Origin of the sequence: Enterobacter sp. PL1 (assembly GCF_945957325.1) — a bacterium.
GTDB lineage: Bacteria > Pseudomonadota > Gammaproteobacteria > Enterobacterales > Enterobacteriaceae > Enterobacter > Enterobacter roggenkampii.
In genome coordinates, this window is the sequence record NZ_CAMFKT010000004.1 from 149,807 (window position 1) to 173,016 (window position 23,210).

24 protein-coding genes are annotated in these 23,210 nt (G+C 57.6%); 11 read left to right on the forward strand and 13 right to left on the reverse strand.

Going from position 1 to position 23,210, the window contains the following annotated elements; all coding sequences use genetic code 11:
* Positions 1-6 precede the first annotated feature (6 nt).
* The 7 genes from potI to nfsA form a co-directional block, all read right to left on the reverse strand.
* Positions 7-852: a putrescine ABC transporter permease PotI gene (gene potI, locus N6P30_RS05475; RefSeq protein WP_008503447.1), complete on the reverse strand. Its 846-nt coding sequence runs from the start codon at positions 850-852 to the stop codon at positions 7-9.
* On the reverse strand, positions 849-1,802 hold the full coding sequence (potH, locus tag N6P30_RS05480) for a putrescine ABC transporter permease PotH (protein WP_008503446.1): 954 nt from the start codon (positions 1,800-1,802) through the stop codon (positions 849-851). The genes potI and potH overlap by 4 nt, the downstream gene beginning before the upstream one ends.
* Before the next feature lie 10 nt (positions 1,803-1,812).
* Positions 1,813-2,946, reverse strand: a complete 1,134-nt coding sequence (potG, locus tag N6P30_RS05485; protein WP_021240929.1) for a putrescine ABC transporter ATP-binding subunit PotG — start codon at positions 2,944-2,946, stop codon at positions 1,813-1,815.
* A gap of 98 nt (positions 2,947-3,044) precedes the next feature.
* Complete coding sequence (gene potF, locus N6P30_RS05490; protein ID WP_008503444.1) at positions 3,045-4,157, reverse strand: spermidine/putrescine ABC transporter substrate-binding protein PotF; 1,113 nt, start codon at positions 4,155-4,157, stop codon at positions 3,045-3,047.
* Between the two features lie 351 nt (positions 4,158-4,508).
* Entirely contained in the window at positions 4,509-4,985 is a 477-nt protein-coding gene (locus N6P30_RS05495) for a YbjN domain-containing protein (RefSeq protein WP_003858385.1), read from the reverse strand.
* A gap of 63 nt (positions 4,986-5,048) precedes the next feature.
* A complete protein-coding gene (gene rimK, locus N6P30_RS05500; protein ID WP_021240931.1) occupies positions 5,049-5,951 on the reverse strand; it encodes a 30S ribosomal protein S6--L-glutamate ligase in 903 nt (300 codons plus the stop codon).
* 69 nt (positions 5,952-6,020) lie between these two features.
* Complete coding sequence (gene nfsA / locus N6P30_RS05505) at positions 6,021-6,743, reverse strand: nitroreductase NfsA (protein ID WP_008503442.1); 723 nt, start codon at positions 6,741-6,743, stop codon at positions 6,021-6,023.
* Between the two features lie 185 nt (positions 6,744-6,928).
* Here nfsA and N6P30_RS05510 point away from each other — a divergent pair, with 185 nt between their 5' ends.
* Positions 6,929-7,198 (forward strand): GrxA family glutaredoxin, encoded by a 270-nt coding sequence (locus tag N6P30_RS05510; protein WP_006809455.1) that lies wholly within the window; start codon positions 6,929-6,931, stop codon positions 7,196-7,198.
* Positions 7,199-7,233: 35 nt separating this feature from the next.
* On the opposite strand, the gene N6P30_RS05515 is transcribed toward N6P30_RS05510, so the two are convergent.
* Positions 7,234-7,608, reverse strand: a complete 375-nt coding sequence (locus N6P30_RS05515) for an inner membrane protein YbjM (RefSeq protein ID WP_025912901.1) — start codon at positions 7,606-7,608, stop codon at positions 7,234-7,236.
* Positions 7,609-7,881: 273 nt separating this feature from the next.
* On the opposite strand from N6P30_RS05515, the gene N6P30_RS05520 reads away from it, so the two are divergent.
* The 4 genes from N6P30_RS05520 (at position 7,882) to arsC (ending at position 11,915) form a co-directional block, all read left to right on the forward strand.
* Positions 7,882-9,567 (forward strand): aspartate:alanine antiporter, encoded by a 1,686-nt coding sequence (locus tag N6P30_RS05520; protein ID WP_008503440.1) that lies wholly within the window; start codon positions 7,882-7,884, stop codon positions 9,565-9,567.
* A 253-nt stretch (positions 9,568-9,820) separates the two neighbouring features.
* A complete protein-coding gene (locus N6P30_RS05525) occupies positions 9,821-10,141 on the forward strand; it encodes a metalloregulator ArsR/SmtB family transcription factor (protein WP_008503437.1) in 321 nt (106 codons plus the stop codon).
* A 40-nt stretch (positions 10,142-10,181) separates the two neighbouring features.
* Positions 10,182-11,471 (forward strand): arsenic transporter, encoded by a 1,290-nt coding sequence (locus N6P30_RS05530; protein ID WP_021240936.1) that lies wholly within the window; start codon positions 10,182-10,184, stop codon positions 11,469-11,471.
* Positions 11,472-11,483: 12 nt separating this feature from the next.
* Positions 11,484-11,915, forward strand: coding sequence for a glutaredoxin-dependent arsenate reductase (gene arsC / locus N6P30_RS05535; protein ID WP_021240937.1), 432 nt, complete (start codon positions 11,484-11,486; stop codon positions 11,913-11,915).
* A gap of 69 nt (positions 11,916-11,984) precedes the next feature.
* On the opposite strand, the gene N6P30_RS05540 is transcribed toward arsC, so the two are convergent.
* Both N6P30_RS05540 and N6P30_RS05545 read right to left on the reverse strand, forming a co-directional pair.
* The gene (locus N6P30_RS05540) at positions 11,985-13,442 is read right to left on the reverse strand and encodes a GGDEF domain-containing protein (RefSeq protein ID WP_225828725.1); all 1,458 of its coding nucleotides are present in this window, start codon (positions 13,440-13,442) and stop codon (positions 11,985-11,987) included.
* 164 nt (positions 13,443-13,606) lie between these two features.
* On the reverse strand, positions 13,607-14,170 hold the full coding sequence (locus tag N6P30_RS05545; protein ID WP_021240939.1) for a TetR/AcrR family transcriptional regulator: 564 nt from the start codon (positions 14,168-14,170) through the stop codon (positions 13,607-13,609).
* An 81-nt stretch (positions 14,171-14,251) separates the two neighbouring features.
* On the opposite strand from N6P30_RS05545, the gene N6P30_RS05550 reads away from it, so the two are divergent.
* Positions 14,252-15,466 (forward strand): MFS transporter, encoded by a 1,215-nt coding sequence (locus tag N6P30_RS05550; RefSeq protein ID WP_023292921.1) that lies wholly within the window; start codon positions 14,252-14,254, stop codon positions 15,464-15,466.
* Positions 15,456-16,268, forward strand: coding sequence for a Cof-type HAD-IIB family hydrolase (locus tag N6P30_RS05555; RefSeq protein ID WP_021240941.1), 813 nt, complete (start codon positions 15,456-15,458; stop codon positions 16,266-16,268). Before N6P30_RS05550 ends, N6P30_RS05555 begins: the two co-directional genes overlap by 11 nt.
* A gap of 58 nt (positions 16,269-16,326) precedes the next feature.
* Here the strand turns inward: N6P30_RS05555 and N6P30_RS05560 are convergent, their stop codons facing one another.
* Positions 16,327-17,559 carry an MFS transporter gene (locus tag N6P30_RS05560; RefSeq protein WP_021240942.1) on the reverse strand — a complete coding sequence of 411 codons (1,233 nt, stop codon included), beginning with the start codon at positions 17,557-17,559 and terminating at the stop codon, positions 16,327-16,329.
* A 168-nt stretch (positions 17,560-17,727) separates the two neighbouring features.
* Between N6P30_RS05560 and N6P30_RS05565 the strand changes: the two genes are divergently transcribed.
* From N6P30_RS05565 to deoR, 3 genes are all read left to right on the forward strand, one after another.
* Positions 17,728-18,456 (forward strand): phosphatase PAP2 family protein, encoded by a 729-nt coding sequence (locus N6P30_RS05565; protein WP_260629932.1) that lies wholly within the window; start codon positions 17,728-17,730, stop codon positions 18,454-18,456.
* 7 nt (positions 18,457-18,463) lie between these two features.
* A complete protein-coding gene (gene ybjG / locus N6P30_RS05570) occupies positions 18,464-19,072 on the forward strand; it encodes an undecaprenyl-diphosphate phosphatase (RefSeq protein WP_021240944.1) in 609 nt (202 codons plus the stop codon).
* 67 nt (positions 19,073-19,139) lie between these two features.
* Positions 19,140-19,898 carry a DNA-binding transcriptional repressor DeoR gene (deoR, locus tag N6P30_RS05575; protein ID WP_023292922.1) on the forward strand — a complete coding sequence of 253 codons (759 nt, stop codon included), beginning with the start codon at positions 19,140-19,142 and terminating at the stop codon, positions 19,896-19,898.
* A gap of 87 nt (positions 19,899-19,985) precedes the next feature.
* Here the strand turns inward: deoR and dacC are convergent, their stop codons facing one another.
* Complete coding sequence (gene dacC / locus N6P30_RS05580; protein WP_023292923.1) at positions 19,986-21,191, reverse strand: serine-type D-Ala-D-Ala carboxypeptidase; 1,206 nt, start codon at positions 21,189-21,191, stop codon at positions 19,986-19,988.
* A 241-nt stretch (positions 21,192-21,432) separates the two neighbouring features.
* Here dacC and N6P30_RS05585 point away from each other — a divergent pair, with 241 nt between their 5' ends.
* Positions 21,433-22,059, forward strand: a complete 627-nt coding sequence (locus tag N6P30_RS05585) for a glutathione S-transferase family protein (RefSeq protein WP_023292924.1) — start codon at positions 21,433-21,435, stop codon at positions 22,057-22,059.
* Here the strand turns inward: N6P30_RS05585 and N6P30_RS05590 are convergent, their stop codons facing one another.
* Positions 22,060-23,178, reverse strand: coding sequence for a PQQ-dependent sugar dehydrogenase (locus tag N6P30_RS05590; RefSeq protein WP_023292925.1), 1,119 nt, complete (start codon positions 23,176-23,178; stop codon positions 22,060-22,062). It abuts the gene before it with no gap.
* Positions 23,179-23,210: the final 32 nt, after the last annotated feature.

The following is a 23,210-nucleotide window of genomic DNA, read 5'->3' on the forward strand; positions in this document are numbered from 1 at the left end:
AATCCTTCAGCCGCGTCTTGCACGCTGGATATCGCGCACGCGCTGTTTTTCCGCGCGCGCCATCAAATACCAGGCGATAAATCCGACAATTCCGACCACGCCGAGGATGATAGAGGCCAGGGCGTTGATCTCCGGGTTGACCCCCATGCGCACGCTGGAGAAGACCAGCATCGGCAGCGTCGTCGCCCCCGGGCCGGAAACAAAGCTGGCGATCACCAGATCGTCGAGCGACAGGGTAAACGCCAGCAGCCAGCCAGAGATCACCGCCGGCATAATCATCGGCAGCGTGATGATGAAAAAGACCTTCAGCGGCGTCGCGCCGAGATCCATCGCCGCCTCTTCAATGGAGCGATCCAGCTCGCGCAGGCGCGAGGCGATCACCACCGCGACATAGGCAGTACAGAAGGTGACGTGCGCCAGCCAGATGGTGAGCATCCCGCGATCCGCCGGCCAGCCGATGGCGTGCGCCAGGGCCACGAACAGCAGCAGCAGCGCGAGACCGGTGATCACATCCGGCATAACCAGCGGGGCGGTGATCATAAAGGCGAAGCCGTTCGAACCGCGAAAACGCCCGAAGCGCACCATCACCAGCGCGGCGATCGTGCCCAGCACGGACGCCATGGTCGCCGCCAGCGCCGCAATGGTCAGGCTCAGCCCCACCGCGCTCATCATCGCATCATCGTGGAACAGCTCGCTGTACCAGCGCGTCGACCAGCCGGCCCAGACCGTCACCAGTTTGGAGCTGTTAAACGAGTAGATCACCAGCATCAGCATCGGCGCATACAGGAAGGTAAAGCCGATGACCAGGATCGCAATTCGCCACGGGGAGCGCACTACCGGTAAGTTGTTCATCCGCGATCTCCCATCTGTTTCTGCTGATGCTTGTGGAACCACATGATCGGCACGATCAGCAGCAGCAGCATGATAATCGCCACCGCCGACGCCACCGGCCAGTCGCGGTTATTGAAGAACTCCTGCCACAGCACGCGGCCAATCATGATGCTGTCTGGCCCGCCGAGCAGTTCCGGGATCACAAACTCCCCCACCGCCGGGATAAAGACCAGCATCGACCCGGCGATAATGCCGCCTTTGGTCAGCGGGACAATGACGCTGAAGAAGGTTTTTAACGGACGGGCACCGAGATCGAGCGACGCTTCCACCAGCGAGTAGTCGATACGCGTCAGCGCCGTGTAGATCGGCAGCACCATAAACGGCAGATAGGCGTACACAATGCCAATATAGACCGCGAGGTTGGTGTGCAGGATCGTCAGCGGCTGATCGATAACGCCTAACCACATCAGAAAATTGTTCAGCACGCCGTTGTTTTTCAGGATCCCCATCCACGCGTAAACGCGGATCAGGAACGAGGTCCACGACGGCAGGATCACCAGCAGCAGCAGGATGTTTCGCGTCGACGGCTTGCTGTGCGCCACCGCCCACGCCAGCGGATAGCCCATCACCAGACAGCAGAGCGTCGAGATCGCCGCCACCTGCAGCGACTGCAGATAGGCTTCGAAATAGAGCGGGTCGTCGGTGAGCTGCAGGAAGTTACCCAGGTTTAAGGTCAGCGTCAGCTGCCCGTCGGCCCAGTCCAACAGGTTGGTGTAAGGCGGGATCGCCCGCGCCATTTCCGCCAGGCTTATCTTGAAAACAATCAGGAACGGCAGCAGGAACAGCAGGATCAGCCACACGTATGGCATGGCGATCACCAGCTTGCGGCCGTGCTTCATCTGCATGCGCGTCAGCCAGTGGGCAAAGCCGCCCGGCTTTTCGACGCGGGCTGGAGGTTCAAGTGTACTCATTGGCCGCTCCTTATACCGTCAGCACAACGCAACTGTCTGCATCCCAACACAGGCGCACTTCGTCGCCCCAGGTCGGCTGCCCCTTGCGGTAGCGATGTTCGTTTTGTAACTGTGCGCTGAGCATCTGCCCGCTTTTCAGGCGCACGTGGTAGATGGAGAGATCGCCCAGATAGGCAATGTGCACCACTTCGCCCACGGCAAAGTTATAGCCATCGGCAGGCGGATCCTCACAGAGCATGATCTTCTCCGGACGCAGCGCGACGTAAACCGGCACGTTATCCACCACCGAGTTATCCGGATCGACCTTAAGCGGATGCTGCAGCCCCGGCGATTCGATGACCAGACCGTCTTCCTGACGATCTTTCAGCAGCCCCTCGAAGACGTTAACCGAGCCGATGAACTCCGCGCTGTAGCGGGTGGTCGGATGCTCATAAATCTCTTCCGGCTCGCCAATCTGAACGAACTTCCCGCGGTTCATGATGGCGATACGTCCGGCCATGGTCATGGCCTCTTCCTGGTCGTGGGTGACCATCACGCAGGTCACGCCCACGCGCTCGAGGATATCGACCACTTCAAGCTGCATACGGTCGCGCAGCTTTTTATCCAGCGCGCCCATCGGCTCATCAAGCAGCAGCAGTTTCGGGCGTTTTGCCAGGCTGCGGGCCAGGGCCACGCGCTGGCGCTGGCCGCCGGAGAGCTGGTGCGGCTTACGCTTGGCGAACTCCTGCATGTGCACCAGGCTCAGCATCTCGGCCACGCGCGCGGTAATTTCAGCCTTCGGCAGCTTATCCTGCTTCAGGCCAAAGGCGATGTTCTGCTCCACCGTCATATGCGGGAACAGCGCGTAGGACTGGAACATCATGTTGATCGGGCGCTGATACGGCGGCACGCTGGAGAGGTCCACGCCGTCGAGCACGATCTGCCCGGCGGTGGGCTGTTCAAAACCGGCCAGCATACGCAGCAGGGTCGATTTACCACAGCCAGAGGCCCCCAGAAGGGCAAAAATTTCGCCTTTATAGATCGTCAGGCTGACGTCGTCCACGGCATGCTGGCCATCGAAAGATTTGGTGAGGTTACGAATTTCAAGCAGCGGGGTCAGCGCTTTACGGACTTTCGCCTGCGGGCGGGGGATCGCGTCATTCACGGGGTGTTCTCCGGTAGAGATCAAATCATGGTGCAGGCGCACCAGAACGGTGCGCCTGTTGCCGGGGGCGCTTCGCTTGCCCGGCCTGTGACAAAGGGTTATTTACCGCTTTTCACCTTGGTCCACGCGCGGGTACGCACGCGGTCAATTTTTGGATCCTGGACTTTCAGGGTGAAGAGCTTGGCGAACACATCCGCTGGCGGATAGATAGCCGGGTTATTACGGATCTCTTCGCTCACCAGCGGCACGGAGGCCTTGTTACCGTTCGCGTAGTAAACGTGGTCGCTGATGTGGGCGATAACCTCAGGACGCATCAGGTAGTTGAGGAACTGATACGCTTCGTCTTTGTTTTTGGCGTCAGCCGGCATCGCGAAGACGTCGAAGAAGGCCAGCGCCCCCTCTTTCGGAATGAAGTAGGAGACGTTCACGCCGTTTTTCGCCTCTTTCGCGCGGTTTGCCGCCTGCCATACGTCCCCTGCCCAGCCGATCGCGACGCAGATGTCGCCGTTCGCCAGGTCGTTAATGTACTGGGACGAGTGGAAGTAACGAATGTTTGGACGCAGCTTCAGCAGCAGATCGGTCGCCGGGCCGGTGTAATCATCGGCCTTATTGCTGTTCGGATCTTTGCCCAGGTAGTTCAGCACGGTCGCGAAAATCTCTTCCGGGGCATCGAGGAAGGAGACGCCGCAGCTTTTCAGCTTCTCAAGGTTTTCCGGCTTCAGCACCACGTCCCAGCTGTCCAGCTTCACGTCAGGGCCCAGCGCGGCTTTGACTTTATCCACGTTGTAGCCGATACCGGTGGTCGCCCACAGGTAAGGCATCGCGTATTTGTTGTCCGGGTCGTGCTTAGCCACCAGCTTCAGCACTTCCGGATCGAGATTTTTCCAGTTCGGTAATTTGCTCTTATCCAGCGGCTGGAAGACGCCTGCCGTCAGCTGGCGCTCCAGGAAGCTTGCGGAAGGCACCACGAGGTCAAACCCGGTGCTGCCCGCCATCAGCTTTCCTTCCAGCACTTCGTTGGAATCGAAAACGTCGTAAACCACCTTAATGCCGGTCTCTTTTTCAAAATTTGCCACCGTGTCCGGCGCAATATAGTCAGACCAGTTATAAACGTGCAGCGTTTTTTGTTCCGCAGCGAGCGTGCCGGCAGAGACGGCCATCAGAGCACCCGCAACCAGACCCGATAACCATTTTTTATTCAAGGCGATCATAGTGTTATTCCTTCTGAAAGCTCGTTAACAAACGAACTAAAACTGTGCAATCAGGATATATGCAAAAATCATGCATAGTTTGTCGCTCTGCTCAAAATAAAAAGAAACCTCTTTACCCGGCAGCTTCCGCTCGCTTTTTTAAGCATCGCAAGAATAACTGTAGCCCGTGTCCCCGGCTATAGCCCAGACGAAAAAACGCCTTTTATCAATTTTTTATGCAGGTTAAGTCTACGTGATAAGCCGAAACGGCCTTCAGGGAGGTGAATAATTCTTTAAACAAAGGTTAAAAGCAGCAGAAAAAATGGCCTTCTGCAGCCGCTATGGCAGCGACTGCGCAAAAGTCAGACAGGCTTAGTGAAGAAAATTGGGAGATGCATCATTATTCTCTGCATCATCTTCCGCGCTATACAGCAGATGGTGTGCATTGGCTTCCATCATAACCATGGAAATTTGCTCTTCGCTCAAGCGCATAAACCAGGCGAACTGCTTGAACGACAGCCCTGCCCCGGAGAATAAAGACTGGCAAACGACCAGTTTTGGCAGATTATCATCCTGTATGTCGAGAAATGCCTTCACCGTCAAAGAACTGGCATTGATTGCCGACAGGTCGGAAGCCAGCGCCAGCAGCGCGGAGGGCTTCACTTCGGCCAGCGCGGAGAAAAGGATCACGTCGTTAATCAGATCGATTTTGGCATCGAAAATGCCGTCGAAATTCTGCATATGAGGCAGATGCAGCGCCTGGCAGGAATCACATTCGAAGAACGTAATTCCGGCATCATCAAGCCATTGACGTAACGTATCCAGTGTAGGTACGACCTGTAAATCCATCGCGATGCAGCCTCTTTAATAAAAACTTCGCATAGGGTACTTAAAAAGCGCGCGGTAATCCATTTAACCACCCGTTTTCAGACAGTAGCCCGGCGTCGCATGACGCTCGATCCATAAGATCATTTTACCCGCAATATCGACCCCTGTGGTTTTTTCCACACCTTCCAGCCCCGGCGAGGCGTTCACCTCCATGACCAGCGGCCCGCGCGTCGCGCGCAGCAGGTCTACACCCGCCACGTCCAGCCCCAGGGTTTGCGCCGCTTTCACGGCAATTTCCCGTTCGCGATCGCTGATATCGGCGATTCTGGCAATGCCGCCGCGGTGAAGGTTAGAGCGGAAATCGCCCTCTTTGGCCTGCCGCTCGATAGCCGCTACGACCTCGTTACCCACCACAAAACAGCGAATATCGCGCCCTTTCGCCTCTTCGATATACTCCTGCACCAGAATGTGGGCATTGAGGCCCCGGAAGGCATCAATCACGCTCTCCGCCGCCTGACGGGTCTCCGCCAGCACCACGCCAATGCCCTGCGTGCCTTCCACCAGCTTGATCACCAAAGGCGCGCCGCCCACCATGTCGATCAGATCGCTGGTGTCGTCCGGGGAATGGGCAATCCCGGTGACGGGAAGATCGATCCCCTGACGGGCAAGAAGCTGCAGCGAGCGCAGCTTGTCGCGGGCGCGGGAAATGGCGACGGATTCGTTGAGCGGGTAGCTGCCCAGCATCTCGAACTGGCGCAGCGCGGCGGTGCCGTAATAGGTAATCTGGGAGCCGATGCGGGGGATCACCGCATCAAAGTGCGGCAGCTTGCGGCCTTTGTAGTGAATCGACGAGGCGGCCGGATCGATGTTCATATAGCAGGACATCGGGTCGAGGATTTCAACCTGATGCCCGCGTTTCGCCGCCGCTTCTCGCAGGCGCTTACATGAATAGAGCGTTCCATCCCGGGACAATATGGCAATTTTCACCCTGCACCTCTCTGAAGACATGGAAAAAGCCTGCGTATCATATACGCAGGCAGGCGCAGGATAAATGGACTATCGCGTCGCCCAGCCCTGTTTGTGCAGGTAATCAAGAATAAACGGGCGATTTTCTTTAATGATGGTGCGGCGAATATGGTCCGTCCAGGTGTCGCGACGGTTATTGCTGCCGCGCGTCATGTAGTAGTTCGCCAGCTCTTCGTCGTAGTGATTCAGGACGTCCTGATCGACCGGCTGGTAATGGTTTTCATGCACCAGCATCGCAGCAGGAATGCGCGGCTTCAGATCCGGGTTGTCCGCCGGCCAGCCGAGGCACAGGCCAAACAGCGGCAGCACGTGTTTTGGCAGCTTCAGCAGGTCGGTCACGCTTTGAATGTTATTACGCAGCCCGCCGATATAGACACCGCCTAACCCCAGCGACTCCGCCGCCGTAAAGGCGTTTTGCGCCATCAGCGCGGTATCCACCACGCCCAGCAGCAGCTGTTCGGCCAGGCCCAGCTCGGCCTCAGGGCAGATCTGCAGGTGGCGGTTAAAGTCGGCGCAGAATACCCAGAACTCGGCTGCCTGAGCCACATGCTTCTGCCCGCCGGTCAGCGTCACCAGCTGTTCACGCATCGCCGGGTCGGTAATGCGGATAATGGAGCTGCACTGCAGGAAGCTGGAGCTGGAGGTCGCCCTTGCGCTGTTAATAATCGCTTCGCGCTGCGCATCGGTAATCGGCTCATCGGTGAAGTGGCGAATGGAACGATGGGAAAGGAGCAGGTCTATGGTTGGCGTCATCTTGTCTCTCTTTGTCTTGCTTAAACCGTATGGCAGCCAGTATAGGCAATGATATGCGTGGTGTAATTGGCGAAACATAGCTCATAGATATTATAACGACAGGCGAAACCTTCTTTAATGACGACAGGTTATGGGGCACTATACGTGTCATTCGCCGTCAGGCTTGTTTTTTTGAGGAGAGAGAAATGTTTGCAGTTATTTTTGGTCGTCCAGGGTGCCCTTACTGTGTGCGCGCGAAAGAGCTGGCTGAGAAACTGACCGAAGAGCGCGATGACTTCAACTTCCGCTATGTGGACATCCACGCGGAAGGCATCACCAAAGCCGATCTGGAAAAAACTGTCGGTAAGCCGGTTGAAACCGTACCGCAGATCTTCCTCGATCAGAAACACATTGGCGGCTGCACCGACTTTGAAGCTTACGCCAAAGAGCACCTGGGCCTGTTTGCTGCCCAGTAATAAAATGAAAGGACGCCCTCACCGAGAGGGCGTTTTTATTTGTGGTGCCGTCGGTTATGAAGCAGACTGCGCACAAATAAGTAGCAGAGCGCGCCAAGGGCGCACCAGAAAACAGCGCTCATCAACCACGCCAGCTCCTGCCAGAAACTTCGCGTAGAGATATACAGCAAGCGCATCATCAGCAAACAGAGCGGCGCGGCCAGCATGGCGCCCAGCAGTGGCTTCACCACCTCCCCTTTACGGGAGAGAAAACTGGCAGCTGCCCCCGGCAGGGTAAAAAAGAGCAACCCGAGCTCCGGATGACCCGACGCCCTGAATGCCCCTTTCACGTTAAAAGCAAGCGACATGCATACGACCGTGAACAGCAAAAAGCAGCTGATCACCCCCGCCCAGTTTCGTTTCATATTCAACCTATCCTCCTGACTTATCTCTATCAAATACACTTTCGTCGGGTAGACGCCCAGTCAGATAAAGCAGTGCGGCAATCCTTGCCAAAGTACGCACAGGGTGATGCGATAATCAGTAGCTGTCAGTAGCTAATGCGATTAAACTACACGCCAGCTAATGTTTTAGGGAATAAAGCAGGAAACAGGGAGCGTTAACGCTTTTCCCTGACCCAAAAAACAGTAGCCCAAAAAGTCTTTTCATTCAACAACTTACTGGTAAACAAGAAGTTAGCCTCCGTGAATATAAACGTCGCAGACTTGTTAAATGGGAATTACATCCTGTTATTATTTGTGGTACTGGCGCTGGGCCTTTGCCTGGGTAAATTGCGCCTGGGTTCGGTTCAACTCGGTAATTCCATTGGCGTTTTAGTCGTCTCCTTATTATTAGGGCAGCAGCACTTCAGCATTAACACGGACGCGCTCAACTTAGGTTTTATGCTGTTTATTTTTTGTGTTGGCGTGGAAGCGGGGCCGAACTTTTTTTCTATTTTCTTCCGCGACGGCAAAAATTATCTGATGCTGGCGCTGGTGATGGTCGGCAGCGCGCTGCTGATCGCGTTAGGGCTGGGTAAACTGTTTGGCTGGGATATCGGGCTAACGGCCGGTATGCTGGCAGGCTCGATGACCTCCACTCCGGTGCTGGTGGGTGCCGGTGATACCCTGCGCCACTCCGGTATGGCCGGGGAACAGCTCTCCACCGCCCTCGACCACCTGAGCCTGGGCTATGCCCTGACCTATCTGATTGGTCTGGTAAGCCTGATCGTTGGCGCACGCTACCTGCCAAAACTACAGCATCAGGATTTGCAGACCAGCGCCCAGCAAATCGCCCGCGAGCGCGGTCTGGATACCGACTCCAAACGTAAAGTTTATCTCCCGGTGATCCGCGCCTACCGCGTCGGGCCGGAGCTGGTGGCGTGGGCTGACGGCAAAAACCTGCGCGAACTGGGGATTTACCGCCAGACGGGCTGCTACATCGAACGTATCCGCCGCAACGGCATTCTGGCGAACCCGGACGGCGACGCGGTGCTGCAGATGGGCGACGACATCGCGCTGGTCGGTTACCCGGACGCCCACGCCCGTCTCGACCCGAGCTTCCGTAACGGCAAAGAGGTGTTCGACCGCGACCTGCTCGACATGCGCATCGTCACCGAAGAGATCGTGGTGAAAAACCATAACGCCGTGGGCCGCCGCCTGGCGCAGCTGAAGCTGACCGACCACGGCTGCTTCCTCAACCGCGTGATCCGCAGCCAGATTGAGATGCCGATCGACGACAACGTGGTGCTCAACAAAGGCGACGTGCTGCAGGTCAGCGGCGACGCCCGCCGCGTGAAAACCGTGGCCGACCGCATCGGCTTTATCTCCATTCACAGCCAGGTCACCGACCTGCTGGCCTTCTGCGCCTTCTTTATCGTTGGCCTGATGATCGGGATGATCACCTTCCAGTTCAGCAACTTTAGCTTCGGCATCGGTAACGCCGCCGGGCTGCTGTTCGCCGGGATCATGCTGGGCTTCCTGCGAGCGAACCACCCGACCTTCGGTTACATTCCGCAGGGCGCGCTGAACATGGTGAAAGAGTTCGGTCTGATGGTCTTTATGGCGGGCGTGGGCTTAAGCGCGGGCAGCGGCATTGGCCACAGCCTGGGTGCCGTTGGCTGGCAGATGTTGGTTTCCGGACTTATCGTCAGCCTGGTGCCGGTGGTGATCTGCTTCCTGTTCGGCGCCTACGTGCTGCGCATGAACCGCGCCCTGCTCTTCGGGGCGATGATGGGGGCGCGTACCTGTGCGCCTGCTATGGAAATCATCAGCGACACCGCGCGCAGCAACATTCCGGCGCTGGGCTATGCAGGCACCTATGCTATCGCTAACGTACTGCTCACGCTGGCGGGTACGCTGATCATCATCATCTGGCCGGGGCTCGGATAACTCCTAAGAATGCGCGTGGCGGAAAATATTTTCGTTACGCGCAGAACTTTTTTATCAGGGGGCAGTCATAACTAGTGCCACTGCTTTTCTTTGATGTCCCCAATTTGTGGAGCCCATCAACCCCGCCGTTTTGGTTCAAGGTTGATGGGTTTTTTGTTGCCTGAAATTCCCCACCTTCTAATATTTTCTTCTCGCCCGCCACCAAAATATATATGATTAAACGTATATAAAAATCACACCTGCAGGAACACCCATGCTCCACCCACTCCACCTCTTCAAAACCCTCTCCGACGAAACGCGGCTCGCCATCGTCATGCTGCTCCGCGAAGCGGGCGAGCTGTGCGTCTGCGATCTCTGCGCCGCCACCGCCGAATCTCAGCCTAAAGTCTCCCGCCACATGGCGCTGCTGCGCGAGTCCGGGCTGGTGATCGACCGTCGCGAGGGTAAGTGGGTCCATTACCGTCTCTCTCCCAACATGCCTGCATGGGCGGCAGCCGTTATCGACACCAGTTGGAACTGCCTGCGGGAAGAGACGCGTATGAAGCTGAAAAACCGGCTTCCGGGTTCGTGCTAATCAAAACACATTCACAAAAACAGATATAACGGAGTAAGCGATGTTTCTGGCAGGGGCAATTTTTCTGTTTACGCTGGTGCTGGTCATCTGGCAGCCCAAAGGACTGAGTATCGGCTGGAGCGCGACTATTGGCGCCGTGCTGGCGCTGGCCAGCGGCGTGATTCACATTAACGATATTCCGGTAGTCTGGAATATCGTCTGGAACGCCACGGCAACGTTTATCGCCGTTATCATTATTAGTCTGCTGCTGGATGAGTCCGGCTTTTTCGAGTGGGCAGCGCTGCACGTCGCTCGCTGGGGGAAAGGTCGAGGGCGATTGCTGTTTACCTGGATTATCCTGCTGGGCGCAGCCGTCGCAGCGCTGTTTGCTAATGACGGCGCGGCGCTGATCCTCACGCCTATCGTCATCGCCATGCTGCTGGCGCTGGGGTTCAGCAAACAGGCCACGCTGGCGTTTGTGATGGCGGCAGGTTTTATCGCCGATACCGCCAGCCTGCCGCTGATTGTCTCCAACCTGGTCAACATCGTCTCGGCAGACTTCTTCGCGCTGGGGTTCAGCGAGTACGCTTCGGTGATGATCCCGGTGGATATCGCCGCGATTGCCGCAACGCTGGTCATGCTGCACCTGTTCTTTCGCAAGGAAATTCCTCCAGAATATGACCTGGCGAAACTCCAGGAGCCTGCGCGGGCCATTCACGACCTTCCGACGTTCAGAACGGGCTGGATCGTCCTCCTCCTTCTGCTCGTCGGTTTCTTCGTACTTGAACCTCTCGGCATTCCGGTCAGCGCCATTGCGACCGTCGGCGCGCTGATTTTATTCGCTGTCGCAAAACGCGGACATGCGATAAATACCGGAAAAGTGCTGCGCGGCGCGCCGTGGCAGATCGTCATCTTCTCGCTGGGGATGTATCTGGTGGTGTATGGCCTGCGTAATGCCGGGCTGACGGACTCTCTCACAGGCGTACTGAATAGCCTGGCCGGACACGGGCTGTGGGCCACCACGCTGGGAACCGGGTTCATCACCGCGTTCCTGTCATCCATAATGAACAATATGCCCACGGTGCTGATTGGCGCGCTCTCCATTGACGGCAGCACGGCAACAGGGTTGATAAAGGACGCGATGATTTACGCCAACGTGATTGGCTGCGATCTGGGGCCAAAAATCACGCCTATTGGTAGTCTCGCCACCCTGCTCTGGCTTCACGTGCTGGCGCAGAAAAACATGACGATTACCTGGGGCGGCTATTTCCGGACGGGCATCATCATGACGCTGCCGGTCCTGTTTGTGACGCTCGCCGCACTGGCGCTTCGTCTCTCCTTTACACTGTAATGAGCCACTGATATGAGCCACATCACCATTTATCACAACCCCGCCTGCGGCACCTCGCGCAACACGCTGGAGATGATCCGCAACAGCGGCGCGGAGCCAGAGATTATTCTCTATCTGGAAACCCCGCCGTCGCGCGATACGCTGACCGCCCTGATTGCCGATATGGGCATTTCGGTGCGCGATTTGCTGCGTAAAAACGTGGAGCCCTATGAACAGCTCGGCCTTGCCGACGATAAGTTCACCGACGACCAGCTTATCGATTTTATGCTGCAACACCCGATCCTGATTAACCGTCCGATCGTGGTGACGCCGCTGGGCACCCGCCTGTGCCGCCCGTCTGAAGTCGTCCTCGACATTCTGCCGGACGCGCAAAAAGGGGCGTTTACGAAAGAGGATGGCGAAGCGGTGGTGGACGCCAGCGGGAAGAATATCCTGAAAAAATAATCCATCCTCAGGTGGACGACAGGGCCAGCGCCCGGCGGGCCCTGAACGCCTGGAGAAAACAACCGCCCGCTAGCTCGCCACGCAGACCCGGTTGCGCCCCTCACGTTTTGCACGATAAAGCTCACGATCGGCTCGCGCCAGGGCTGACTGCACGCCATGTTCAATCTCCAGTTCATCCGGCGTCATGCATACGAGCCCCATGCTGGCGGTGAAGCGGATCGTCTGCCCGTTGAAGTCGACGTTCTGGCTGGCAAGGCTCATCCGTACGCGCTCGGCGATCTCAGCGGCCGTCTCCAGAGAGGTCTGCGGCATTGCCACGACAAACTCTTCCCCGCCGAAGCGGGCGACAATGTCGCTGCCTCTCACCAGTGCCGGAAGCGCGTTGCCAATATGCTTCAGCACCGCATCGCCGCCGTCATGGCCCCAGGTGTCGTTAATACGCTTGAAGAAATCCAGATCCATGCTCATCAGGCACAGGGGTTGCTGATGCCGACGGGCAAGATTGCAGGCCCGCAAAGACCACTCATCAAACTGGCGACGGTTTGCCAGCCCGGTGAGCGGATCGAGCCGCGCCTCCTGCTGGAAACGCGCCCGCTGCAGGGCGTTGACGTGAATGTAATGCATCAGAAACCACTGCGTAATGGAGATAACCAGAATCGCCAGCACCGTCCACAGAGCCTGATAATACCAGCCGTGCAGCACGTCTTTTCTGGCCAGCCCGACGGCCAGCACCCATTTGCGTTCGTTGAGGTTAAGAAATACTCCCATACGTTCAACGCCATCAATCGGAGAGGTATATCGTTGGACCTGTGCGGTATCGCTTGCGTATTCCAGCAGCTTCGCGAGGCGCGGGTCGGAGGTGTTCAATTGCGAACCGTCATTCGCCCCCATACGGGCAAGCTGCACCGCATTGTCACGATCAAGGACCGCCATCGCCCCACCCTGACCTAAATCGAAGCCCTGCGCTTCCATTTTGCGAAACATATCGTTCATGGTGTTACCATTGAAGAAACCCAACGCACCACCAAGAAAGCGACCATGTGCGTCGCGCACTGCACGGAACATCACGAAGCCCAACATGTTTTTATCCGTGCCGTTGCTCTGCCAGTAAAACAAACTTTCGGTAACTTCATCCCGGCGAAAATCAGTAAACAGAGGGTGCTGCCGAAAGCTGGCCTGCGCAAGCGTAGAGGCGTCCAGAGCGCGCTCAAAAGGAAATAGCGCGCGGCTGCTGAGAAAATCACCGTCTTCATCAAAGACGACAACGCCATCCAGCCAGGCGCGCTTGAGCTCCCCTTGCAGGAATGGCTGCGCGTTTTCAGGCGTGACCGTATGGTTGAGCAGAAAGGCATTCCCGATAAAGCGCATCTGGTAGCGCATCGCGTTAAGGCTGGTTTCAAACTGCTGGGACTGGAGTATGGCCGTATTGCGAAGGATACGTGCAGCGTTATCCTCCACATAGCCGCGCTGGTAGAGCAGATGCCCAATCAGCAGACTCGCCTGAACCAAAATCAACAGTACTAACAACGCTCTCTTTTTTGCCAGACTGACCTGCACGAACCAGGTACTTACTTTTTCACCCAACGCCAACCTCAACCACTGAACAGTAAATAACCACCGCGGTGGATAGTCACGTGTTAGGTCCGAATTGTCAATATGGAGAAAAATCGTAATACATTGAAAAATATGAACTAATTTTCTTTATTTAACGGTGTAATGCCCGCAATCCTCCCCACCATCGCCCGAATCTCCTCCCGGCTTAACGGCGCCCGGTCGGTGACATAGTGCAGCGTCATCCCTTCGATAAACGCGTCCAGCGCGCGGGTGGTGACCGGGTCGAACCACTGCTCCAGCGTGGTCTGGCTCATCTTCATCCAGTCCTGCATCACCGTTTTCAGCGCCGCGCTGCGGTGCATAAAGGCGTAAAGCTGATACATCAGCGCCATGTTGTGCGGCGTGGTCACCTGCGAGCTGTGGATCAGCGTGGTGATAGATTCGCACGCCATTTCCGGCCCGGTGACGCCCGCGAAGAAATCCCGGTACTGCTGCGACATCTGGCGGGTAAACCACGTGAAGGCCTCCTCCAGCAGCGGCTCCATGCCGTCGAAATAGTAGGTCATCGACCCCAGCGGCACGCCCGCGCAGGTGGCGATTTTACGGTGCGTGACGGCGTGAATACCGTGTTCAGCAATGGTGTCGAGCGTCGCCTGCAGGATCTTCTCCCGGCGATGCGGATCGTTGGGTGGTCTGCTCATCAATTCCTCACCTGGTTTGTGTACAAATGTACACAAACTTGCTAGTGTTGTCGCTATTGTTGTACTTCTGGTGCTATCCCGATGACGCTGACCTCTCCCCGCAAAGCCCTGCAGCTCCGCCTGTGGGCGCTGTTTATGTTCTTCTTCATTCCCGGCCTGCTGATGGCCTCCTGGGCCACGCGCACCCCCGCCATTCGCGATATTTTGTCCGTCTCTACCGCGGAAATGGGCATCGTGCTGTTCGGCCTGTCGATAGGCTCCATGAGCGGCATTCTCTGCTCCGCGTGGCTGGTAAAGCGCTTCGGTACGCGAGCGGTGATCCGCACCACCATGTGCTTCGCGGTGTTCGGGATGATCGTGCTGAGCGCGGCGCTGTGGTTTGCCTCACCGGTGCTGTTTGCCCTCGGGCTGACGGTATTTGGCGGCAGCTTTGGTTCGGCGGAAGTGGCGATAAATGTGGAAGGGGCAGCGGTCGAACGCGAGATGAACAAAACCGTGCTGCCAATGATGCACGGCTTCTATAGCCTCGGCACGCTGGCCGGTGCGGGCGTGGGGATGGCGCTGACGGCCACTGGCGTGAGCGCGAATCTGCATATTCTGCTGGCGGCGCTGGTGTGCATCATTCCCATTCTGACCGGCATCCGGGCCATCCCGGACGGCACCGGTAAAAACTCCGCTGACGAACAGCACTCAGCCGAAAAAGGGCTGCCCTTCTACCGCGATTTCCAGCTGATGCTGATCGGCGTGGTGGTGCTGGCGATGGCGTTCGCGGAGGGGTCCGCCAACGACTGGCTGCCGCTGCTGATGGTGGACGGTCACGGCTTTAGCCCGACCTCCGGCTCGCTGATTTACGCCGGGTTTACGCTGGGGATGACCGTCGGGCGCTTCACCGGCGGCTGGTTTATCGACCGCTACAGCCGCGTGGCGGTAGTGCGCGCCAGCGCCCTGCTCGGCGGGCTGGGTATCGCGATGATCATCTTTGTGGATGTGGACTGGATTGCCGGCGTCTCGGTGATCCTCTGGGGGCTGGGCGCGTCCCTCGGCTTCCCGCTGACCATCTCTGCCGCCAGCGATACCGGCCCGGATGCCCCGACGCGCGTCAGCGTGGTGGCAACCACGGGCTATCTCGCCTTCCTGGTCGGGCCGCCGCTGCTCGGCTTCCTCGGGGAGCACTACGGGCTGCGCAGCGCCATGCTGGTGGTGTTAGGGTTGGTCATCATCGCGGCGCTGGTGGCGCGCGCGGTGGCAAAGCCGGAAACGAATCAAACGACACTGGAGAAGGGATATGAGCGTTAAACTGATCGCCGTCGACATGGATGGCACATTCCTGAGCGATGCCAAGACCTACAATCGTCCGCGCTTTCTGGCGCAGTACGCGCGCATGAAGGCGCAAGGCATTCGTTTCGTGGTCGCCAGCGGCAACCAGTACTACCAGCTCATCTCCTTTTTCCCGGAGATTGCGCATGAAATTTCATTCGTCGCCGAAAACGGCGGCTGGGTCGTGAGTGAGGGTGAAGACGTCTTTAACGGTGAACTGTCGAAAGCCCATTTCGAGACCGTCGCGAGCGTCTTAAACGACGTGCCGGGCATTGAGATTATCGCCTGCGGGAAGAGCAGCGCCTACACTCTCAAGTGCTATGACGAGGGCTTTAAGGCCATCGCGGCGAAGTACTATCACCGTCTGGAAATGGTCAGCGATTTCGACAACCTGAACGATATTTTCTTCAAGTTCGGACTCAACGTGTCCGATGATGAAATTCCGCGTATCCAGGCGCTGCTGCATGAAAAGCTCAGCGACATCATGGTGCCCGTCACCACCGGTCACGGCAGTATCGACCTCATTATCCCCGGCGTGCATAAGGCCAACGGCCTGCGGATCCTGCAACAGCGCTGGGGCATAGAGAACAGCGACGTGGTGGCCTTCGGCGACAGCGGCAACGACGTGGAGATGCTGCGCCAGTCCGGGTTCAGCTTTGCGATGGCGAATGCCAGACCGCATATCAAAGCGGCAGCGCGCTTTGAAGCGCCGCACAATAACGAGGAAGGCGTGCTGGATGTGATTGAGAAGGTGTTGAACGGGGAGGCACCGTTTAATTGACCGCGTGCGGTCTGGTGCCCTCACCCTAGCCCTCTCCCACAGGGAGAGGGCATAAGAATTAAGGTTGCAGAGCGTTTCCGACGCGCTTGTCTTTCAGGAATACCACCATCAGGCCAACCCACAGCACGCCATTGGCGAGGTTAAACAGGCTGAACAGCCCGTTACCGCCCATCGCGTAGGCATGCTTGCTCACCTCGATACCGACGGTAAAAATCAGCATCTGTAGCATCCCCATCGCCGCGGAGACCGTGCCCTTACTCATCTCGCTGGCAAACAGCGTCAGGCGCACCAGCCCGGCGTTCGCCACGCCAATCCCGAAGGCGTAGATACTCAGCCCCGCCGTCATCCACAAATAAGCGTGAGATGACGCGACGGTTGCCACCGCCGCCAGAATCAGCCCTGCCGCAATCGGCCAGCCGCCCATGATAATCAGCGAACGCACGGTGCGGCGTGACGTCAGACGCGCCAGCACCAGGTTACCGATAATCAGCGCGCCAAAGATCGGCACCTGCAGCAGGCCGTACTCGTAGCTGCTGAGCTTTTCGCCGCTGATGATAATGACCGGAGACTGGGCAATCCACGCCAGCAGCGGCAGGCTAACGAACCCGGTCGCCAGCGCGCCCGCTACAAAGCGGCCGTTTTTCAGCACCTCTTTGTAATCCCGACCCAGCTCTTTCAGCGAAAGCTTCTCGCCGATGCGGGTGGCGGTTTCCGGCATCGCACGGTGCAGGCCAAAGAACGCGATGGCGGCGAGAACGGCAAACAGCACAAACATCCCTTCCCAGGGGGCCATATGCACCCATGCGGCGCCCACCAGCGGCCCGAGTAAGGGAGCGATCAGCGCCACGTTCGCCATCAGCGCGGTGATTTTGATACACACCGCCTCTTCAAACGACTCCTGAATGGCCGCATACCCCACGGCGCCGATAAAGCACAGGCTCACCCCCTGCAGGAAACGCAGCAGAGTAAATTGTTCAATATTTTGCGCCAGCAGCGTGGCAAGGCAGGTGACGATGAACCACACCACGCCCGTCAGCATCACCGGGCGACGGCCAATACGATCCGACAGCGGGCCTAACAGCCACTGCAAAAACATGCCGCCGGCCAGATAGGCGGTCATGGAGGTCGGTACCCACTCAATTCCGGCGTTGTACTGCGCCACCACGGCCAGCATACCGGGCTGGATCATATCGTTGCCGATATAGGTAGAAAATTCGTAGAGCACCAGACACAGGGGGAAAAGCAACGCCTGACGACCCAGACGTGAACCTGAAGAAGAACGGTTTAACATGCAATCTCTTTATAATGACAAAATCGCGACGAGTGTAATGAAATGCCGCAGCCCGAGATAGTGATTTATCGAGGATAAACAGAAATAAAGCACATATCGTCTTCGTTTAAGGTTTCCTTAATTTGACAGATTTATGATAGCCCCATTACTCGTCAACGACCCCAAATTATGTCACTCACCTCCAGCCGTTCAGAATTGTCTAAGTTACAGAAAAATAAGACAAAACGCCTTTACCGCTTACCGTCCCGCTTTTATGGTTATCAGCTTTTCATACTGATAGTCCTTGCCGTGGTGTTTACGTGGCTATCGCGCAATGAAGCGCTCGACAGATGGATCACCGGCTTCTGGTATGACGCGGCGACGCAGAGCTTCCCGCTGCAGAAAGACCACCTGCTGGATCTGCTCAACCATCGTCTGGCGAAGTACATTGCCATCGCTTTAGGCGCCGTGGCGCTGTTTTACGGCGCGTACAAGCGTAACGCGAGGCTGGTTACGGCGGCGCTGCTGATGGGGCTTGGCGCGCTGGTCGTGGGCGTGCTGAAAAGCATGAGCCATCACAGCTGCCCGTGGGACCTGGTGGAATATGGCGGTAAGGCGATGTCCTATCCCCTGTTCAGCGCCGTCCCGGCGGACAGCGGCCCGGGGCGCTGCTTCCCCGGCGGCCATTCTTCCAGCGGCTTTATGGTGATGGGACTGTTTTTTGCCTTCTGGCGCGAGCGGCCGCGTCTGGCCTGGAGCTTTGTCGTTCTCGGCATTTTGCTTGGTCTGGCGATGGGCTTCGGTCAGGTCATGCGCGGGGCGCATTTTTTCTCTCACAACCTGTGGGCCGGGTGGTGGGTCTGGTTTTCCCAGGTGGCAGTCTACGGGCTGGTTTCCACCCGGTTTGCTAAAGAGTGATAACGCTATGCTAGAGAATCTGAATTATCAGCTGTTTTATCTGATCAACGCCACCCCGGCCTCGCCCGAGTGGATGATCGACTTCGCCACCTTTTTGGCAAAAGATCTGATCAGTATCGTGCCCGCGCTGGCAGCCATCCTCTGGCTGTGGGGACCTCGTAGCCAGGTGAAAGCGCAGCGCAAGCTTGTAATCAAAGTGGCGATGGCTCTCGGCGTAAGCGTCCTGGCGAGTTACATTCTGGGCCATGCGTTCCCGCACGATCGTCCGTTTGTCGATCACGTCGGCTATACCTTCCTGCACCATGCGCCGGATGACTCTTTCCCGAGCGATCACGGTACGGTGATCTTCACCTTCGCACTGGCCTTCCTGTTCTGGCATCGCCTGTGGTCGGGTGCGGTGCTGATGGTGGTCGCGGTGGCCATCGCCTGGTCTCGCGTGTATCTGGGCGTCCACTGGCCGCTGGATATGGTGGGTGGCTTCCTTGTGGGGCTGATTGGCTGCGTGAGCGCGGCTATCCTGTGGAGCCTCATCGGGGAAGCGCTCTACCGTGCGCTTTCTTCACTCTATCGCGCCATTTTCGCCATCCCGATCCGCAAAGGCTGGATACGTGACTAACCCCGACCTGACAGGTTACACTTGAACCCCCGCCCTGCGGGGGTTCATTTTTTTATGCCGAGGAACTATGGAAACACGTCGCGATGACCGCATTGCTCAGCTGCTACAGGCGCTGAAGCGCAGCGATAAGCTGCATCTTAAGGAAGCCGCCAACCTCCTCGGCGTCTCGGAGATGACCATTCGTCGGGATCTGAACAGCGAGAGCGCGCCCGTCGTGCTGCTGGGCGGATACATTGTGCTTGAGCCGCGTAGCGCCAGCCATTATCTGATCAGCGACCAGAAGACGCGCCTGGTGGAAGAGAAACGCAAAGCCGCGCGGCTTGCGGCTTCCCTGGTACAGCCGCACCAGACGCTGTTTTTTGACTGCGGTACCACCACGCCGTGGATTATCGAAGCCATCGACAGCAGCATTCCGTTTACCGCCGTCTGTTATTCCCTGAACACCTTTCTGGCGCTTCAGGAGAAACCCGAGTGCCGGGTGATCCTCTGCGGCGGTGAGTTTCACGCCAGCAACGCGATCTTTAAGCCGCTCAACCTGCAGGACACGCTCAGCAATCTCTGTCCGGATATCGCGTTTTATTCTGCCGCGGGCGTCAATGTGCGTCAGGGGGCAACCTGCTTTAATCTGGAAGAATTACCGGTCAAGCACTGGGCGTTGAGCGCCGCGCAGTACCATGTGCTGGTGGTCGATCACAGTAAGTTTGGTAAGGTGCGTCCGGCAAGAATGGGCGAGCTGGCGCAGTTCGATGCCATCGTCAGCGATTGCCGCCCGGACGACGAGATTGTGGCCCACGCGAAAGCGCAGCAGGTGAAGTTGATGTATTGAGGTTATGCCGGGTGGCGGCTTCGCCTTACCCGGCCTACAACGGCTCGAACGTAGGCCGGGTAAGCGCAGCGCCACCCGGCAAAAAACTTAGCTAAACCAGCTGCCAAACCACCCGTGGAATTCCATCATCACGAAATCCCACATCCGGCTGAAGAAGCCGCCCTCTTCCACTGCTTCCATCACAATCAGCGGACGCTGTTCAATCGACTTACCGTTAAGCTGGAAATCAATCGTCCCAACCACCTGGCCTTTTTTCAGCGGGGCGGTGAGCTGCGGGTCGGTCAGAGTGTAGCTGGCCTTCAGGTTCTTCAGCTGGCCGCGCGGAATGGTTACCGAGCCCGCCTCACCGGCGCCCAGGTTTACCTCGCTCTTGTCACCAAACCAGACGCGCTGGCTGACGAACGTGGCATCCGGTTTAATCGGCGTCACGGTTTCATAAAAGCGGAAGCCCCAGGTCAGCAGTTTTTCTGATTCGTTAAAACGAATGCGGTCGGTTTTGGTGCCCAGCACTACCGAAATCAGGCGCATGTCGCCCTGGGTCGCGGAGGCCACCAGGTTATAGCCTGCACCCGCCGTGGTGCCGGTTTTCATCCCGTCCACGTTGACGTTGCTGCTCCACAGCAGGCGGTTGCGGTTCTGCTGGCGAATTTTGTTGAAGGTAAACTCTTTCTCTTTGTGGATGGCGTATTCATCCGGTACGTCGTGGATCAGCGCTTTCCCCAGCAGCGCCATGTCGCGCGCGGTGCTGAACTGGCCCGGCGCATCCAGGCCGTGAACCGTTTTGAACGTGGTGTTGGTTAAGCCCAGCTTCTGCGCGTAACCATTCATCAAGCCAATGAAAGAATCCTGGCTGCCGGCAACGTAGTCGGCCAGCGCGATGCACGCATCATTTCCCGACTGAATAATCACCCCTTTATTCAGATCGGAAACGGAGACCTGATCCCCTGGCTTCAGGAACATCACGGAAGATCCGCGCAGGGCCGGGTTGCCGGTCGCCCAGGCGTCTTTCCCGATGGTCACCATATCGTCCAGCTTGATCTTGCCCGCTTTCAGCGCCTGGCCTACCACATAGCTGGTCATGATTTTGGTCAGGCTTGCCGGATCGAGTTTCTCATCCGCATTCCCTTCCGCCAGCACTTTACCGCTGGCGTAGTCCATCAGGATCCAGGCGCGCGCATCCACAGGCGGCGCTTCGGGCGCAGCCTGTTCAGCTGCGTAGAGCGTTGGTGCAAACAGGAAAAGGAGCGCAGAGCCTGCCGCCAGGCTGCGCAGAGAAGTCATTTTACGCGTCATAAATGCCACCCGAGTGTCCATTCAAAAATTACGTCACATCACCGTGTCGCAAGAAGCGATGAGTAATAGCGCACTAAAACCGTTAAAGAAACCCAACGAGGGTAAAGTTATTAAAGTTTATGCAATAACATTCAGATACGCTTTGATTAAGGCGATTTTTTTGTCTTCTGTTGCGTAATTGTTAGGTTTATCTCACCATGGCGAAAAGCTGATTCGGATTCACATCTCATCGGGAGTAAATATGATTACGCTGTGGGGCAGGAATAATTCGACCAACGTTAAGAAAGTGCTCTGGACGCTGGAAGAGCTGGATTTACCGTTCAATCAAATCATGGCAGGCATGGCGTTCGGCGTGAACAAGGAGGCCGACTATCTGGCCATGAACCCGAATGGCCTGGTGCCGCTGCTGCGCGATGATGAAACGGACGCGACGCTTTGGGAGTCCAACACGATTGTGCGTTACCTCGCCGCCCAGTACGGTCAGGGCCGCCTGTGGGTAGAAAACCCGGCCCGCCGCGCCCAGGGCGAAAAATGGATGGACTGGGCGAACCAGACGCTGTCCCCGACCCACCGCGTGATCCTGATGGGGCTTATCCGCACGCCGGAAGCGGAACGCGATTATCCCGCGATTCACGCTGCGCAGGATGCCTGCGAAAATCTGTTTGCGATGATGGATGACGAGCTGGCGAAGCACGCCTGGTTCTCCGGCGAGGCGTTCGGCATCGGCGATATCGCCGTGGCGCCATTCGTCTGGAACCTGACCAACATGGGCCTGAAGTGGACGCCGCGCCCGCACCTGGAGCGCTGGCTTAAACAGCTGAGCGATCGCCCGGCGTACCGTAACGTCGTGATGATCCCGGTTACCTGATTACGCGCCGGACGGGCTGACTTTCAACAGCTGCCCGTCCGTCTCGTCGGTCAGGACATACAGATACCCATCCGGGCCCACCCTCACATCGCGAATACGCTGATCCCGGTCGCCCAGAATGCGCCCGTCCTCTGTCACCTTGTTACCCTCCACGCTCAGCACGATCACGTCCTTCTCCTTCAGCGCGCCGATAAACAGCTTGTTTTTCCACTGCGGGAAGACGTCGCTGTTGTAGAACGCCATGCCGCTTACCGCGGGTGAGACTTTCCAGACGAACAGCGGCTTCTCGGTGCCCTCAACGTGCTCGCCTTTGGCTTCCGGGATTTTCAGACCGCTGTAGTTAATGCCGTGCGTTGCCAGCGGCCAGCCGTAGTTCTTACCCTTCTCCGGGATATTGATCTCATCCCCGCCGCGCGGGCCGTGCTCGTTCAGCCACAGCGTGTCGCTCCAGGGGTTCATCGCCATCCCCTGCGGGTTGCGGATGCCGTAAGACCAGATTTCAGGTCGCGCACCGGGGGTATTCACAAAGGGGTTATCCGGCGGGACTTTTCCGTCTTCGGTGAGGCGCACCACTTTGCCCTGCAATTTATTCAGATCCTGCGCCGTGGGACGCTGGTTATTCTCGCCGAGTCCGATAAAGAGGGAGCCTTTGCCGTCGAACACCAGCCGTCCGCCGAAATGGTTACCGGTTGAGAGTTTCGGCATCTGGCGGAACGCCACCTGGAGTCCCTCGATGCGGGAATAGTCGTCGCTCAGGCGACCAAAGCCCACCGCCGTTCCGGCTTTGCCGTCATGCCCGGCCTCGGCGTAGCTCAGCCAGACGCGGCGCGACGTTTCAAAATCCGGCGCCAGCACCACATCCAGCAATCCTCCCTGGCCGTTTGCCCAGACCTTCGGTACGCCGACAATCGGATCGGAGAGCCCTTTTCCGGCCTGCCAGCGTTTGAGCTGGCCGCCCTTCAGGGTCACCAGCAACCCGTTATTATCCGGCAGGAACGCCAGGGACCAGGGGTGATCGAGTCTGTTTTGCAGCACCTCGACCTTCACCGCCTCTGGCGCAGCTAGAAGTGAAAACGGAATAAATAACGCAGGCAGGGAAATCAGCGAGGATCGAGGCATAACGCGCTCCTTTATCGGCATATGGCTTAAAG

Excerpts from the sequence above, each read along its gene's own strand:
- potI (WP_008503447.1), bottom strand. The coding sequence starts at position 852 with ATGAACAACTTACCGGTAGTGCGCTCCCCGTGGCGAATTGCGATCCTG.
- potH (WP_008503446.1), bottom strand. The coding sequence starts at position 1,802 with ATGAGTACACTTGAACCTCCAGCCCGCGTCGAAAAGCCGGGCGGCTTT.
- potF (WP_008503444.1), bottom strand. The coding sequence starts at position 4,157 with ATGATCGCCTTGAATAAAAAATGGTTATCGGGTCTGGTTGCGGGTGCT.
- N6P30_RS05495 (WP_003858385.1), bottom strand. The coding sequence starts at position 4,985 with ATGGATTTACAGGTCGTACCTACACTGGATACGTTACGTCAATGGCTT.
- nfsA (WP_008503442.1), bottom strand. The coding sequence starts at position 6,743 with ATGACGCCAACCATAGACCTGCTCCTTTCCCATCGTTCCATTCGCCAC.
- N6P30_RS05510 (WP_006809455.1), top strand. The coding sequence starts at position 6,929 with ATGTTTGCAGTTATTTTTGGTCGTCCAGGGTGCCCTTACTGTGTGCGC.
- N6P30_RS05525 (WP_008503437.1), top strand. The coding sequence starts at position 9,821 with ATGCTCCACCCACTCCACCTCTTCAAAACCCTCTCCGACGAAACGCGG.
- N6P30_RS05530 (WP_021240936.1), top strand. The coding sequence starts at position 10,182 with ATGTTTCTGGCAGGGGCAATTTTTCTGTTTACGCTGGTGCTGGTCATC.
- arsC (WP_021240937.1), top strand. The coding sequence starts at position 11,484 with ATGAGCCACATCACCATTTATCACAACCCCGCCTGCGGCACCTCGCGC.
- N6P30_RS05545 (WP_021240939.1), bottom strand. The coding sequence starts at position 14,170 with ATGAGCAGACCACCCAACGATCCGCATCGCCGGGAGAAGATCCTGCAG.
- N6P30_RS05550 (WP_023292921.1), top strand. The coding sequence starts at position 14,252 with ATGACGCTGACCTCTCCCCGCAAAGCCCTGCAGCTCCGCCTGTGGGCG.
- N6P30_RS05555 (WP_021240941.1), top strand. The coding sequence starts at position 15,456 with ATGAGCGTTAAACTGATCGCCGTCGACATGGATGGCACATTCCTGAGC.
- N6P30_RS05560 (WP_021240942.1), bottom strand. The coding sequence starts at position 17,559 with ATGTTAAACCGTTCTTCTTCAGGTTCACGTCTGGGTCGTCAGGCGTTG.
- N6P30_RS05565 (WP_260629932.1), top strand. The coding sequence starts at position 17,728 with ATGTCACTCACCTCCAGCCGTTCAGAATTGTCTAAGTTACAGAAAAAT.
- ybjG (WP_021240944.1), top strand. The coding sequence starts at position 18,464 with ATGCTAGAGAATCTGAATTATCAGCTGTTTTATCTGATCAACGCCACC.
- deoR (WP_023292922.1), top strand. The coding sequence starts at position 19,140 with ATGGAAACACGTCGCGATGACCGCATTGCTCAGCTGCTACAGGCGCTG.
- dacC (WP_023292923.1), bottom strand. The coding sequence starts at position 21,191 with ATGACGCGTAAAATGACTTCTCTGCGCAGCCTGGCGGCAGGCTCTGCG.
- N6P30_RS05585 (WP_023292924.1), top strand. The coding sequence starts at position 21,433 with ATGATTACGCTGTGGGGCAGGAATAATTCGACCAACGTTAAGAAAGTG.
- N6P30_RS05590 (WP_023292925.1), bottom strand. The coding sequence starts at position 23,178 with ATGCCTCGATCCTCGCTGATTTCCCTGCCTGCGTTATTTATTCCGTTT.